The organism is Anaerotignum propionicum DSM 1682, assembly GCF_001561955.1.
Classification (GTDB): domain Bacteria; phylum Bacillota; class Clostridia; order Lachnospirales; family Anaerotignaceae; genus Chakrabartyella; species Chakrabartyella propionicum.
This window is the reverse complement of record NZ_CP014223.1, coordinates 1,349,742-1,363,857: the sequence shown is the minus strand read 5'-3', so window position 1 is coordinate 1,363,857 and position 14,116 is coordinate 1,349,742. Positions and strand designations below refer to the sequence as shown.

The following is a 14,116-nucleotide window of genomic DNA, read 5'->3' as shown; positions in this document are numbered from 1 at the left end:
CAATTGTTAATGGTGGTTATATGGTGGTCAAGCGTGATGGTGATGTAGTTGATTTTCACTCTTGTATAGCAGATGAATTTATTTTTTTAGAATCATAGAAAGGTAGGAAATTTATGAGTAAAAAAGAAATAGATAGCTTTATCAACAAATTTGTCAAAGAAATGAAAGATGATAATGTTGCGATTTTTGCCGGAGCGGGTTTTTCCAAGAGCGGTGGTTTTGTAGACTGGAAAAACTTGCTCAAAGGAGTAGCGGATGAACTGGATTTAGACATAATAAAAGAGTATGATTTAGTAACATTGGCACAGTATTATGTAAATAGGAATGGGAACAGGAGCACCTTGAATGATATTATTTTTGAAGAATTTACGAAAGATGCAGAAATAAGTGAGAATCATAAAATCCTTGCGCGTTTGCCAATCAGTACATTTTGGACCACTAATTACGATTCATTATTAGAAGATGCATTAAAAGAAACACATAGAGTAGTAGATGTAAAATATACTAATAAGCATTTATCAATAACAATGCCTCGTAGAGATGCTGTTGTTTACAAAATGCATGGTGATAAAAGTCATCCAGATGATGTTATACTAATAAAAGACGACTATGAGAATTATTATAGGAAGCATTCACAGTATATAACTACATTAAGCGGTATGCTTATATCTAAAACATTTTTATTTGTTGGCTTTAGCTTCACTGACCCAAATATTGATTATATTTTGAGTAGAGTTAAAATTGATTATTCACAAGAAAACCAAAGACAACACTATTCTATCATGAGAAAAATATCTGCAAATGATTTTACTGATAATGCTGAATTTGAATATGTAAAGAGAAAGCAAACCTTTTTTGTAGAAGATTTAAAGCGATATAATATTAAAACTATTTTAGTTGATGAATATGATGATATTACAAAAATATTATCAACTATTGAAAAAAAGCTAATAGTAAACAATATTTTTATATCAGGAAGCGCACATGAGTATGGTGATTTTGAGGAAAAAGAAGCGAAAGAATTTATATCAAAGTTGAGCAATAGTCTTATAAAATCCGACTTCAATGTTGTGTCAGGCTTTGGGGTAGGTATTGGAAGTGCTGTTATCTCTGGGGCATTAGAAGAAATATATATGAAAGGTGGAACAATTAAAGAAGATCGATTATTGCTCAGACCATTTCCTCAAGGTGAAGACTATAAACTATTATGGCAGGCATATAGGGAAGATATGATTAGTCGAGCTGGAGTTTCAATATTCTTATTTGGAAACAAATTAGTTGACGGGGAAATTAAATTAGCGGACGGTATCCAAAATGAGTTTCTAATAGCTAAAAATAAAGGTCATTCTTTGTTGCCTTTAGGATACACAGGTTATAAAGCTTTAGAATTGTGGAATGAAATAAATGATAATTTTGAAAAGTACTATCCAAACGATGATAAACTAAAAACAGTTTTTCAGCAGTTTAATTTAAAGAAATCAACCCTAGAAAATATTCAAGATGTTTTGCATTTTATTAAATTATTGAAAGAAAAGATGTGAGGAGATATTTTATGGCGAGAAAAGTGTTTTATAGTTTTCATTATGATAATGATATAATGAGGGTTATGACTGTAAGAAATCGATGGGTAACGCAAGGTGGGCAGCTCGCATCGGAAGTAATTGATAAAGCAGAGTTCGAGAAAATAAAGCGACAAGGCGATACTGCAGTAAATAGGTGGATAGATAAACAGTTAGAAGGAACAAGTGTAACTGTGGTATTACTTGGTGAGAAAACTTTAAGCAGACCATTTGTAAAATATGAAATATGTCAGAGCATTAATCGAGGAAACGCTATTATCGGCATTCACATTAATAATATTCGAGATGCTCGAACTATGAGTATTTCCAAAAAAGCTGATGTACATCAAATGGTGGGAACATATAACGATGGAAAACCTGTATATTTCGATGAAATTTGTGATGGTATTTTTAATTATCTAAATAATGATGGATATAATAATTTAGGAAAATGGGTAGAAAATGCTGCTCAAAAAAAGGGTAAGTAATGATTTTAATAACGGCATACATTTAATTTGAAAAGAAAAGGAGTGTATTATTTATGGCAAAACGACAGGTGTTTTTTAGTTTTGAGTATAACAAAGATGTATGGAGAGCATCACAAATTAGAAATATGGGAAAAGTATCTAATTCGTCAACTTTTTCTGATAACGATTGGGAAGAAGTTAAGGAAAAAACAGATAGTAAAATAAAAGAGTGGATAGATGAGCAAATAGCTCTGCGCTCATGCTTGGTAGTTTTAGTGGGTAAAACAACTTCATCTCGTAAATGGGTTAAATATGAAATTGAAAAAGCTTACGAGTTGGGTAAAGGAATAGTTGGAGTCTATGTACATGGGCTGAAAGATAGTCAAGGTAACCAGACTGATCAAGGAAGTAACCCTTTTTATAGTTTGTTAAATAAGGATGGCAAGCGATTATCAAATTTTATAACATGCTATGAATCACCATATAAATCAAGCAAATATGTCTATGATGATATCGAAAGCAAAATAGAAGAATTGATAGAAAATGCGATAGATGACAGAGGTACTTACTAATATCACGTTAAATTTATAAACAATTTAATGCTACTACTGTGATACTAATAATTTGACTTCTCAAAAATACAGGGTATAATAGAGAAATAAAGCAAGCAAATTGACAGTATGTAGATACAAAAGTATCGTAAATTACATAAAACTTAGCGAGTGGGAATAACAAACAAAACGCCTTGGAGTGCTGTTTTTACGGCATTTCCAAGGCTCTTTTTTATCAATTCGTACTAAAAACGTACTATTCATGTAAATTATATAAGTTTTGAAGTTTTTCAGCTAAATCCCTTTGTTTGTTCGGGTACAGGTGAGAATAAGTCCTAAGTGTAGTTTCAATGTTTTCATGTCCCAACCGTTCAGAGACTAACAGCGGAGAATACCCGAGTTCAATTAATAATGAAGCATGAGAATGCCTTAAGTCATGCACTCTAATTTTTTTCACTCCCGAAAGCCTACACCCTCTTTAAAAACCTTATTTATTATTTATGACTTTTTAAAAGGTCTTATAAGAAAATGAAAGGAGTTTACCAATTTTGAAAAAACTAAAATTATGCTAAAAATGCCCAACGGTGAAACAAAAGAATGCAAGCTAAGCAAAAACAAACCCGCTTTTCTTTATTTCAAGGCCGTTGACGAATACCGCTTCAATACAGTTATTGAGTGCCTAGAAAAGAAAATTAATGGAGAATGGCAAGAATGGCCTTTCTGGGATGAAATATCATACCATGAAATGCTTTCCTGCAACCCCTTATGGTCAGACGAACGAAAAGCGTTATACAATAAAATCCTATGTATCAAGGATGAACGGAAAATACAGCTAATTGCAAACCTTGCAAATATTTTAATGACCGCCCGAGAACTGAACAGCTACAAGGAATTTACTACAGGGTTAAACAACTAATACATAATATCCAACGCCAAAAGAGCCCGCTCCAGTATGGAACAAGGCTCTTTTTCAAAACTTACTCAGGCTACTTAACAACGGAGCGTATACTAGGGGATTCTATATGCAAGCGATACAAAAGCCTTTCCATGCACTCACGCTTTTTTAATTTCAGAACGATTTCTCCCTAAGTTAGTTTCAAGAAAAATATAGAAATTTGATATCTAACAAATCCTCTCTTAATGCTAAAGCTGCATCATAATCTCTACATAATAATGTGCGTACGATCATAGATACGCCTCCCCATGAAATCCTTATAAATCCCAGGATCAATACCACCATAATTGAGTATGAACATATAATTTCCCAACGAAGATTTCCCAAATCATTGGAATACACTCCCGCAATAAAAGTAATCATAGGAAGAATTATTGCTTTTCCAAAATTGACAACACTATAAGTGAAATTTTTAAGAGTATCTCTCTTTTCTATACGTTCTGACAAGCGTTTTACCAACTCGTCAATTTGAACTTCGTTACGAAGATCTTGTGTTTCCATGGTGGTTTTTAAATATAAAATAGTTTTACTAAGTCTATCCTCTTTTTTACTAAGGAATTTTCGATACTGCTTCACTGTAAATCGATCCATCCTATAAACAGTAATCCCTTCAGCAAAAATTATGAGAATTAGAATAACGTTCGATTGAGTTATGTAGTACAGACATATTAAAAATACAGGTGCTACAATAAACAATATTAAACATAATACGAGAGCAGTGTCATTCTTAAAAAGTGATCGCCACTCAGCCCATGTCCAATCATAGATTTGCGCTCGATATGCTGATATTAATCTATCAACCATTACAATACCCCCACCAAATATAATTCTTTGCTATTACCATCATTCATTGCAAATATAATATCTTTATCCATTATAAACATAATGCACAGTTAAATAAGTTAGTTAATATCAAAATAGTTAAAAAGAATTTCTTGATTTTATTCTTCTAAAGCTCCACCCCATTCAACAGCAACAAATCCATTTCTTTCAACCGCACTTAATTGCTGTTTCTTTATGCTCTCATTTCCATTTGCAACTTTATATACCATAAATACCCTAATTATACTATCAGGTTGAGGTACAATGTTAAGAGAAGCTTTCGAAGCATATTCCTCTGTATCAAATTTAATGATATTAAAATTATTTTTTATTAGTTGGGGTGTCCAATATGTAATAAAATCTGTCCGTTCTTTTTCATTGAGACCTAGTATTTTCAATTTTTCCTCTAAAAAAGAAACCGTTTCTTTTCTACTAACTAAAAACCCTTCATCAAATTCGGGTGAATAATTCATTACTTTTCCTTCCCAAAAAAGGTAAGGATATTCCGTTGTACCACTGATCACGGTTCCATCCGGTCTTGCCGTTACAGCCCAACCGTCCTTGTATTCGGGATATGTAAACGTAAAATCCCCCATAAAAGAAACTTTTACATTTACATCGGTTTCTTTTTCTGGATAAAGATATATAACAGGTTTGGCAGCCTTAATATATGTGATAGTTGCTTCATGATTATAGGCATTGTACAAAATTCTGGCAATATCCCCTCTGGAAGCAATTTTCTCAGGTAACTGATCTGCAATAAGCCCATTTCCCTTGGCAATTTTTAAATATCCATCAGGATAACCGCCTAAAGTCTTAGCAGTGTCTAAAAGAAGTTTGCGTTGTTCTTCGTTTTTTGCACTGGCTTTCAACAAAACAACAATATAATCTCTTATGGTGATGCTTTCGTCGGGGGCAAAGGTATCTTTATTCTTTCCGCTTATCATTCCATTGGCGAATGCACATATAATACGCTCTCTAGCCCAATGGTCTTTTGGAATATCCTTAAATGGAAACTCAATTTCGTCCTCTTCCTTTGATGTATACGTATGGTAAATTTTCACCATAAGTGCAGTAAATTCGGCTCTGGTTATATTTCGCTCCAAATGTAGTTCCCCGTCCTCATACCCATTCAAAACGCCTATTCCTTCCAAGAATTTCGCCATTTCTACAACGGAAATTTCTTGGTCTTTCCTCTGATAAGCCAAAAGCTCAAATGTATAATCATCTTCGTCAATTTCTGTTCTATAATCAAGCATAATATTAGTTTGGAAATATGCCCTTATTACATCCCCGTCACAAAACTCTGTATCCTCAAAATTCGTTGTGTCAAGAATAATATAGTTTGCCTTTTGCGTTCCAATAATATCACTCCAAAGATCATCACTTATTTTTGTAAGCTTTATTCTTCCATTGGTTATTTTTTCGACTTTACCCGTTAGTACAGAATATCCGCCTTGTATTTTTTCAAATTGATAAGTATCTTCTGCAAAAACCGTAACAGACGCCGAAAAAAGCAAACCTAAACAAAACAAAAAATAATACATTTTTTAATCATATTAAAAACCCCCTCCACATCTTCCTGTATTAAATATATTAAAATGCTGACCCCTTACATCTCTCTATCGCAACCTCTATCAATTGTATTTTATAAACATAATCGGAAATTAACAGGAAGTTATTTTTCATTCAACTTATATACCGCCAATATTGAGGAAAAACCACCGAGTACAGATAAAATTGCTCCGAAAATTTGAAAACCTAATGTGTTGGATTGCTTAATCCAATAAAACTCTTGTGTGTCCATACTGCCGCCATTATTATTTATAGCGCCTTGTGCCATTGCAGCGCCAAAATTAGTTCCGTTGAATAGGGCAATAATTCCTATTATAAAAAAGAGCAATCCTACTATCAAAAAGATCTTTTTTGAATTTGAATTCATCATTACCACCTTTCTATTATAATAATTAATTAGCATTTTGTATCTTCATAATAATTACTGCCTATAAACATACTAAGAAATTGAATTTATTGTGAAGTATGCTCAATTAATACTGTAGAAATATGGTCCACATGAATCCTCGTGTGTCTTTACATATGTCCATTTTCCTACTGGATCAAAAACATATATGTCCGCCTTACTCATATCACTATCAAAGTCTAAGTCTTTTGCTTTAAGCAAAGAAGCATTCTTTACAAAATAACATTCCTCTGCATACTGAAAAAATAAATAGACTGCATCTTTTCTATTGTATCAAAATCTCTCTTGCAGCGTCCAATTTTAAGGCATCTAGTAAATCAAAGCTAAAGAGATGCCATTTATATTGGTCATTATAGTGTTTTGCATGCTTCTTTGTTTCTTCTGAAACCGCTGATGTAAATACTTCATCCCAATTCGCTACCACAGGATTCTTTTCAACTGGAACAAATTCTAACCCTCGCTTAGATAGCTCAATAATATGTTGTTTATATTCATAATCAAGTATATGTGCATCATATTCGTATATTTTATCCCAGATAGCATCAAGCAATCGCTCTCTGACATCTCTTTCTGTTGAATCCTTGAGCTGGTCAATTTCTTTTTCCAATTTTCTCAATCCATTATTATTAACTATTTTAAGAGCAATACTTTCCACATATTTCACCTCACGATATTAACAATCCATAACTCTTAGTGTACAATCATAAACATAATGAGCAATTGAATTGCTGTATGGTATTTTCTACCTAAAAGTTACTTGCTTTCATTATTACATGAATAAGTTCCTATAATATTAAGTACAAAAGTAATGACAACAAGAATAACAGATACAACAGAGATTGCCCCAATCGTGTCCATAATGGTACTAAAATCTTCTATATCCACTCTGTGTCTTATTTCAAATAATTGAAAAACCAGTGCAATGGCACAAGTAGTGAAGCTATAAATCGAAAAGTTTTTTGGGTTACACCCCTTGTGATATTGTCTTACTGCATGCATTGGTATTATCCATGATACAGTGCCTAGAACAATGCTACCCACATTAAAAAATCCGCTCATTCGGTTTCTCCTTCTCACAATATAATAAATTTGCAACTCATTAATGTACACCCTAAACATCCCTTTAAGTAATGACGCAATTATCAGGGTACTAGCGCACACCCTTCAGGCTGGTTCCGCTGTATAAACATAATGAGAAATTTATGTTTATAACATCCTTAACTATATAAGTATAAATTCAATTCCTATTCTCCAACATTTTAAATACCTCATCAACCAAGTCATTTATATTATTCAAAGATTTCGGATCAAATTTAAATCTTATATTTACTTTATCATCTGAGCAAAAAAGTGTTCTTTCTGGTGTGAAATATGCATTTGAATTATCTAAGTTCTGTTTTGAAGCTTTCTCGTCAAGATGTTCCATGAAATTACGAAGATTATTATCGTAGTTTTTATCATTAATAGCTATCAATGTTTTTAGTCTTTTCCAATCTTCACTTTGTTCTATATTTCTACAATTTTTTATGCAAGTTATAATTCTATGGGCAGATGTGATTAATGTAATTAAATTGGCAGTTACCTTTATCTTTAAAACTGTTTCATATTCCAGATGCTTTTGTTCACCAAATAAACCATCTGTCATATGGCAGCTTTGCACCTTTGCAAAATTATTATAATTAAGATTTTTCATATTACTATTAATTCTCATTACAGAATCTTTGTATATTTCAAAATTGATAAGAGTTTGGTAATACAAAGCTTTAGCTTTTTCTGTTATGGCTTTTTCATTTATAAGATTTATCTTTTTCTGCTCCTCTATGAACATCTTTTCCCCCTCAATAGATTTCAGTGCTATTTTTTATAAATGCTTTTTCCTTCATCCAATTAGGAATTGTGTCTACCCTTGCTTTCAAGAGGGTGAATAAACGTTCTTGATCTCCGTACTTTGTTGTCTCAATAAATCCATGTCGGCAAAGCCACAATAAAACAAGAAACCCTTCATCTTCATCCCAATTGGCCATTCCTGTCCAATAAGATTCAATACTCTTCACCTCATCTTCAGCAATCATAGCTAACAATTCATCAGCTTGCGACCAATCTTCTTTACTACATCTGTTCATGGCATAGTGTAGTGCCATATTTACCAATGGAAAAGCTTTTTTAGCTTTAATACTATCCTTCAAAATGTCCTCAACTGTAAGCCCATATGGTTGGTTCACTTCTTTTCTACGAAGCATATAAGCAAAATCATTCTTTACCAAATAACTGTCATTCCCCAGCATAATTGATCCGTAATAAAGGGCAGCAGCAGTATTCTTCATAGATAAACAATCAAATTCATCAGATTCCATATCTTTTTCTGTCTTCAAACTACGTCTTTGTTCTTCATCTCTAAACCTTGCGTCTGCCAACGTATATGTTAATGATGCACTCATACCAAAAGACACATAACTTTTATGGCATTCTTCTTCTGAAAGATTCGTAATTTCAGATAAAAATTTCTCCTTTATCTTCAAGAAAACTTCACCTCTACTATTTGCCATTATTTCGCACAATAATGATAAATACCAGCCTATTCTATCCTTACCTGGGTTAGTTGTAATAACATTATATAGCTCAGTATTCTCTAGTAGTAGCGTGTTATAAGTTATTGCCATTCGCGATAGATAATCATGAGTACGCCTTTGTTCATTCCAAGCTTTTTTAATTAAGGCCTGTAACATTCAAAACGCATCTCGCTTTTCAATACATGTACTACAAAATACTCTCCAATCAAGTCAGGTTTAATCGGTTTGATTAAATTACCGTTATCTTCTATTACATATATTTTTTTTAAAAATGAGATCAAATCATCATTATTATATTTTTTTAATTTCTCATATAATAAATTATAATCATATATATCAAGATAATTTTCTAAATTATTTACATCAATGCCCCTTACTATAGTAGCAATCACTTTAATGCGTAGAATCAATTCTTCAAATTGGTCATCCGAAGCGTTAATTTTTGCTTTTAATAAATTTGAAATAATTTTAATTTCTCTTAAGACCAATATTTCTAAAACACTATTTATATCCTTTGGCAATGTAAAATTGTTTTCAAAATAAGTGTCAACTAGAATTAGTGCATACAGCGGCCTATGTAAAGTTCCATCAATTTTCTCCAACCCTTGATATATTTTATCTGCCTGCTCATCATCTATACATTCATGTACACTAGCCGCATAATTCTTTATGATGTCCTTAGTTATATCTTTGGGTAGACTTGATAATCTAAGAAATTCGTTTTGATAGCAAATCCCATTAAGCATGTTATCCGATAAACAAGATTTTTTCATTGATTTTACCCAAGGGGTTTTAATATTATTACCTTCACGTGCAATCAAAATAATTCTTTTTCTAATTGTGCTCGTAGGTTGATTTAGACTTTCTATCCATTTTCCAACTTCTTCTGGATATGCCTCTATAGAGTCAATAATAAATATGGTACTCTTGCATATTTTTCTTGAAGTTGCTTTTAGATCAGTAAAGTCCATCTTGTCATGTATATATGACTCCCAGCCTAAACTATTGAGTTTTTTTTCCAGTTCCAATGCCAAACGACTTTTTCCACATCCGCCATCTCCGGTAACGGCCCACCACTGCAAATGTACGTTATTATTATTTTCACAGAAAGCTAATAACTGGTTCATTTCATTTTCTCGACCAAAGAAATCAACAGTTGCTGCATCATATTGATATCGTTGTATGGGACTATTTATTAAGGGCTTTCCGTTGCGGTATTCTAACTTAAGATATTCATCACGATCTATACGCTCTAATAATGCCTCTAAAACTATCCGAACTGAGTGGTGACTGTTTTCCGGGTATAAAATTGCACGAATACCCCTTTGCCCAAAACTTTGCATTTTAGCATACTTATCAGAAGCACTACATGGATATATAGTATAATCAGGAACTACCCTGTTTTGCTTTTTTTGAATATTCTCTAAAATAGGAACTGTACGATCAGCTTGTAAACTGCAACCCAAAAAAAGGTGGATTTTATTTTCAAAGCATTGACTTAATTGGTCAATCAATGTGCAATCTTCTACATATGTTTCATCATATTGTTCTTTTGTGAGAACTAAGTTGTTCTTTGATGAAATATCACCATGTATTTTAAATATTGTTGGGGTTCCTCTTTTCATAGCTGATATAAAAGGCTCAGAGTTGCCAGGAAAACAAGAAAATATTTCTTTTTTGTTTTCTGAAAATACACGCTCTAATATTCTGTCAATATTAGTAGTAATAACTAAATTATTAAATAATTTTGGCAAAATATACACAGCTTGCTTGTATAAATTAACTTCATTAAGTTCTGTTTCTGAAAATATTCTAGAAATATCAGCATTAAAATTTGAATACCCCCTTTTATCACATAAAAGTGAGGCGGCTTCTTCATACTTAAATTCTTTCAGTAAAAACTCAATGCTATCGTAATCACGCTCTGAAAGCTTCTTGGCAATTTCCTTTAAGAAATCTGACCAGCATGGATATACAAATGATGAGAGACCTGCTCCAACAAAAGGAACTAAGTTATTATTCTTCATATGTTCAAGGATTTCTTCAAAAACATCCTTATTATCTGGACTAAATTTCATTATTGTATCAAAAGTAATATCATCCTTTTTCAAAACTTGCAATCCTTTCTTTAATGAGATATCTAGTCTAATATTTTATTAAAATTATTTTATAATCTAGTGTTTCAATTCCATAATGGGACTAATTTTCATTATATTCTTTCTGGTCAATCATTTTCTTTAATGTCGCCCATACCATGAACATTTATCTTTCTTTTTCTTAAATTTGCAACTATTATTGCAGTAACTAAGGCGCCTGCACTAATCCCTATCAGCACCCACCATACCCAATAAGGTACATTTAACACAAGCTCATAAACCCAAATGAAACCTCGTATCAAATAAGCACAGAAAACATATGTAATCAATCGGATGCTCCAGTGGATGCAAGAACCACTAGTTCTTCCCTCTATGGCTCCAATACTATATAAATTTCCAACAAAACTCCAAGCTAGTTGATATGCGATTTCGCCCACCACAAGCAGTATTAAATAGTTGTATATCAAATTATCCATTACTGCAACATTACCAGTAATAAATTCGAACAATGGTTTAAAGATTATCCTCATATAGTTACTACCTCTCACTAATTTTCAGATTATATCTACTTATTATTGAACTAATGCTTTATTGCTGCAAAGTATCTTGTCCACCATAGACATATTGAGAAGCCCTATGTCTTTCTAACGATAAGATGCCTCTGACCTTTTAATCTCAATATTATCATCAAACCCATTAGTCAATAAAAACTGACGGATATCTATATCCGATACCTTTGATTTAGGTCCAATTACAATTTCTTTAATAATTCCAGCGTCTAAACAGTTCTTAAAACATAAATCCGAATAAGCCACTAATTTATCTTCCTTAACCTGATATTGCATGGGTTGGAGGATAAGTTCTTGATTAATTCCAATTTTAAATTCTTCTCTCAATATTTCGCTCAAATCTTTTGTACTAATTTCTTCATAAATTCCAGTATTGTAAACAATTCTCACTTCTTTTTCTTCTTCAAATGTCGGGTTTTTTAAAAATGTAAAAACTTGTTCTGTATATGTATATAAAACCTCACAAAAACAATCAAACTCCTCAACAAAGAATTTGTTAAAGTCATCAGAACACCTTACCGCAACCCGTTGAAACATATCACGCATATAATTTACAGCTGGCAAAAACAATTTGTTCCTGATTAAATTTTCCTGCTTGCTTTTCTTATAAATCACCTTATCAATTGAAATCTTACTGTGCCCTTTTAACAAACGTTTTAAATAGTCATAATTGAATCCTATTGCCATACCTTCGCCATCTTGTCCATAAGCACGCCATTGACTTAAAATATCTTTTTCTAAAGAAAAGCATGCAATAAGTGTTTGATGATCTAAATAATAGCTAATATTATTATTTAATTGTTCAAGATGATTATGTGCATCATCACTATACCAATAATCTTCTAGCAAATTCATAGATATACTGTTACTTACTAGCTCTTTTTTTAAAGCCTCCTGTAACAAATCCATCCCCCATCTTTTTTCCATATAATCATTTGTTTTATCTAAGTCAGACAATCTTATTGTTTTATTCTTAATAACTTCTGCAAATGTATCTAGAGAACAATAATGATAAATCATACCTACTCCTTTTCTATACTCTCACCTAAATCTGGCTCTTAAAATTATATTGATAATTAATTTCTAACTTCGTATAATTGCTATACTCTACCGTTTAGACTAACTTCGTATAATTGCTATACTCTACCGTTTAGACTAACTTCGTATAATTGCTATAATACGCTTTGACCGAGTTTGGTCTAATTGCTATAATAGGTTTGCCTCTATAAATTATTTATATAAACCACAATTTCCACCTTATAGTATTAATTATACACTTTTAGCCAACTTTTTCCAGCATTTTGCAATTTTCTTATTAATATTTTCTTATTATTACTTCTCATATTCTTATCCCTAATTGAACTCAACCCAATATTGGACGGTTTAATTATATCAAACTAACACAAAAAGAGCCTGCTCCGATTAAAAACAAGGAACTAGGCTCTTTTCCAAATCTAAAGAACATATTCAAGCTACTTAACAACGGGGTCTAATTCCCCGAGTTGTACACTTGAATATTTATATACATACTCAATTCCCTAACCAGAGGCTACATTGCCTAGTCGTTCTATTGAGCATATTTCTTTTTAAAGGGGCTGAGGTGCTAAATGCAATGCCCTTAGCTGACGTCCGAAACGAAGCCCAGTCACCCATAATTTTAGTATACGTTATGAAAACGAAAAAAACAACTTCATATATCTGTTCAAGTATAAAAATAGGGTGTACCCTAAATTTACATCTTTACCCCGCCCTTTTTCAGTAAAATTAAAGTTACTTTTATAATTATTTTACATTTTGTAAATAAAGTTATTGACTTATAATTTACATATAGTTATAATTATAAATAGAAAAGGGGTGTTCTTATGAATCTTGCTTATGTTAGAGTTTCCACTATTGAACAAAATGAGGGTAGACAGTTAGAGTCACTTAAAAGATATAATATTGATAAATGGTATACGGAAAAAATAAGTGCAAAGGATACCAAAAGACCACAACTGCAAGAAATGCTAGATTTCGCCAGAGCGGGAGACACAATTTATATACATGACTTCTCTAGAATTGCCAGAAGCACGAAAGACCTGCTTGCTATCGTTGAGCAACTTACAGAAAAAGGAGTTCATCTTGTTAGCACAAAGGAAAACATTGACACAACCACACCAACAGGAAAACTCATGCTAACCATGATAGGCGCAATAAATGAATTTGAGCGCACCAACCTTTTAGAAAGACAAAGAGAAGGTATAGCCCTTGCCGTAAAGGATGGCAAATACAAAGGCCGTAAGGAAATTAAAGTTGAAAATTTTCAAGATCATTACGAAAGATATAAGAGACGAGAAGTAAACAAAGTACAGCTTGCAAAAGAACTAGGCATAACACGCCCAACCTTGGATAAATTCATAAAACAAATGGAAGCTGAGACAAAATCTTAAAGCATAAATATTCGATCGGCACTTATAATGAAAAAGTGCCGATTTGCTATGTATATCAATGCATATCGATTTTCAGTTCAGTTAATGAAATTATGTTCATTGTTGTCCAAAAACCTT

15 protein-coding genes and 2 pseudogenes are annotated in these 14,116 nt (G+C 32.3%); 5 read left to right on the top strand and 12 right to left on the bottom strand.

Features of this window, described 5'->3' with window-relative positions:
- The first annotated feature begins 113 nt into the window (after positions 1-113).
- The 3 genes from CPRO_RS06450 to CPRO_RS06440 are packed head-to-tail and all read left to right on the top strand — an operon-like array spanning position 114 to position 2,598.
- The gene (locus tag CPRO_RS06450; RefSeq protein WP_066049314.1) at positions 114-1,541 is read left to right on the top strand and encodes an SIR2 family protein; all 1,428 of its coding nucleotides are present in this window, start codon (positions 114-116) and stop codon (positions 1,539-1,541) included.
- Between the two features lie 11 nt (positions 1,542-1,552).
- A complete protein-coding gene (locus tag CPRO_RS06445) occupies positions 1,553-2,047 on the top strand; it encodes a TIR domain-containing protein (protein ID WP_066049311.1) in 495 nt (164 codons plus the stop codon).
- Between the two features lie 53 nt (positions 2,048-2,100).
- Positions 2,101-2,598: a TIR domain-containing protein gene (locus CPRO_RS06440; protein ID WP_066049308.1), complete on the top strand. Its 498-nt coding sequence runs from the start codon at positions 2,101-2,103 to the stop codon at positions 2,596-2,598.
- Positions 2,599-2,833: 235 nt separating this feature from the next.
- On the opposite strand, the pseudogene CPRO_RS14870 reads toward CPRO_RS06440, so the two are convergent.
- Positions 2,834-3,055, bottom strand: a pseudogene (locus CPRO_RS14870) (tyrosine-type recombinase/integrase); the annotation flags it as partial.
- Positions 3,056-3,142: 87 nt separating this feature from the next.
- Here CPRO_RS14870 and CPRO_RS06435 point away from each other — a divergent pair.
- Positions 3,143-3,493, top strand: a complete 351-nt coding sequence (locus CPRO_RS06435) for a hypothetical protein (protein WP_066049306.1) — start codon at positions 3,143-3,145, stop codon at positions 3,491-3,493.
- A 180-nt stretch (positions 3,494-3,673) separates the two neighbouring features.
- Here CPRO_RS06435 and CPRO_RS06430 read toward each other — a convergent pair whose 3' ends face one another.
- From CPRO_RS06430 to CPRO_RS06385, 11 genes and pseudogenes are all read right to left on the bottom strand, one after another.
- Positions 3,674-4,336, bottom strand: coding sequence for a TMF family protein (locus tag CPRO_RS06430; protein WP_066049303.1), 663 nt, complete (start codon positions 4,334-4,336; stop codon positions 3,674-3,676).
- A 137-nt stretch (positions 4,337-4,473) separates the two neighbouring features.
- Positions 4,474-5,901 carry an S-layer homology domain-containing protein gene (locus tag CPRO_RS14865; protein ID WP_082754256.1) on the bottom strand — a complete coding sequence of 476 codons (1,428 nt, stop codon included), beginning with the start codon at positions 5,899-5,901 and terminating at the stop codon, positions 4,474-4,476.
- Positions 5,902-6,032: 131 nt separating this feature from the next.
- Entirely contained in the window at positions 6,033-6,296 is a 264-nt protein-coding gene (locus tag CPRO_RS06420) for a hypothetical protein (RefSeq protein WP_066049300.1), read from the bottom strand.
- Positions 6,297-6,398: 102 nt separating this feature from the next.
- Positions 6,399-6,545, bottom strand: a pseudogene (locus CPRO_RS16205) (DUF4275 family protein); the annotation flags it as partial.
- A gap of 55 nt (positions 6,546-6,600) precedes the next feature.
- Positions 6,601-6,990 (bottom strand): hypothetical protein, encoded by a 390-nt coding sequence (locus tag CPRO_RS06415; protein ID WP_066049297.1) that lies wholly within the window; start codon positions 6,988-6,990, stop codon positions 6,601-6,603.
- Positions 6,991-7,088: 98 nt separating this feature from the next.
- Entirely contained in the window at positions 7,089-7,394 is a 306-nt protein-coding gene (locus CPRO_RS06410; RefSeq protein ID WP_066049292.1) for a hypothetical protein, read from the bottom strand.
- Positions 7,395-7,572: 178 nt separating this feature from the next.
- The gene (locus tag CPRO_RS06405; protein ID WP_066049289.1) at positions 7,573-8,163 is read right to left on the bottom strand and encodes a hypothetical protein; all 591 of its coding nucleotides are present in this window, start codon (positions 8,161-8,163) and stop codon (positions 7,573-7,575) included.
- Between the two features lie 10 nt (positions 8,164-8,173).
- Entirely contained in the window at positions 8,174-9,061 is an 888-nt protein-coding gene (locus CPRO_RS06400; protein WP_143148989.1) for a hypothetical protein, read from the bottom strand.
- Complete coding sequence (locus CPRO_RS06395; RefSeq protein ID WP_066049284.1) at positions 9,046-11,016, bottom strand: SIR2 family protein; 1,971 nt, start codon at positions 11,014-11,016, stop codon at positions 9,046-9,048. The genes CPRO_RS06400 and CPRO_RS06395 overlap by 16 nt, the downstream gene beginning before the upstream one ends.
- Before the next feature lie 113 nt (positions 11,017-11,129).
- Positions 11,130-11,531, bottom strand: coding sequence for a hypothetical protein (locus CPRO_RS06390; RefSeq protein WP_066049281.1), 402 nt, complete (start codon positions 11,529-11,531; stop codon positions 11,130-11,132).
- Between the two features lie 114 nt (positions 11,532-11,645).
- Positions 11,646-12,590, bottom strand: a complete 945-nt coding sequence (locus tag CPRO_RS06385) for a DUF2971 domain-containing protein (RefSeq protein ID WP_066049277.1) — start codon at positions 12,588-12,590, stop codon at positions 11,646-11,648.
- 842 nt (positions 12,591-13,432) lie between these two features.
- On the opposite strand from CPRO_RS06385, the gene CPRO_RS06380 reads away from it, so the two are divergent.
- Positions 13,433-13,999 carry a recombinase family protein gene (locus CPRO_RS06380; protein ID WP_066049274.1) on the top strand — a complete coding sequence of 189 codons (567 nt, stop codon included), beginning with the start codon at positions 13,433-13,435 and terminating at the stop codon, positions 13,997-13,999.
- The last annotated feature ends 117 nt before the right edge of the window (positions 14,000-14,116 follow it).

Bases quoted from the DNA above. Each gene is read 5' to 3' on its own strand.
- CPRO_RS06445 (WP_066049311.1), top strand. From the start codon at position 1,553: ATGGCGAGAAAAGTGTTTTATAGTTTTCATTATGATAATGATATAATG.
- CPRO_RS06450 (WP_066049314.1), top strand. From the start codon at position 114: ATGAGTAAAAAAGAAATAGATAGCTTTATCAACAAATTTGTCAAAGAA.
- CPRO_RS06420 (WP_066049300.1), bottom strand. From the start codon at position 6,296: ATGAATTCAAATTCAAAAAAGATCTTTTTGATAGTAGGATTGCTCTTT.
- CPRO_RS06380 (WP_066049274.1), top strand. From the start codon at position 13,433: ATGAATCTTGCTTATGTTAGAGTTTCCACTATTGAACAAAATGAGGGT.
- CPRO_RS06430 (WP_066049303.1), bottom strand. From the start codon at position 4,336: ATGGTTGATAGATTAATATCAGCATATCGAGCGCAAATCTATGATTGG.
- CPRO_RS06435 (WP_066049306.1), top strand. From the start codon at position 3,143: ATGCTAAAAATGCCCAACGGTGAAACAAAAGAATGCAAGCTAAGCAAA.
- CPRO_RS06405 (WP_066049289.1), bottom strand. From the start codon at position 8,163: ATGTTCATAGAGGAGCAGAAAAAGATAAATCTTATAAATGAAAAAGCC.
- CPRO_RS14865 (WP_082754256.1), bottom strand. From the start codon at position 5,901: ATGTATTATTTTTTGTTTTGTTTAGGTTTGCTTTTTTCGGCGTCTGTT.
- CPRO_RS06390 (WP_066049281.1), bottom strand. From the start codon at position 11,531: ATGAGGATAATCTTTAAACCATTGTTCGAATTTATTACTGGTAATGTT.
- CPRO_RS06385 (WP_066049277.1), bottom strand. From the start codon at position 12,590: ATGATTTATCATTATTGTTCTCTAGATACATTTGCAGAAGTTATTAAG.
- CPRO_RS06440 (WP_066049308.1), top strand. From the start codon at position 2,101: ATGGCAAAACGACAGGTGTTTTTTAGTTTTGAGTATAACAAAGATGTA.
- CPRO_RS06410 (WP_066049292.1), bottom strand. From the start codon at position 7,394: ATGAGCGGATTTTTTAATGTGGGTAGCATTGTTCTAGGCACTGTATCA.
- CPRO_RS06400 (WP_143148989.1), bottom strand. From the start codon at position 9,061: ATGTTACAGGCCTTAATTAAAAAAGCTTGGAATGAACAAAGGCGTACT.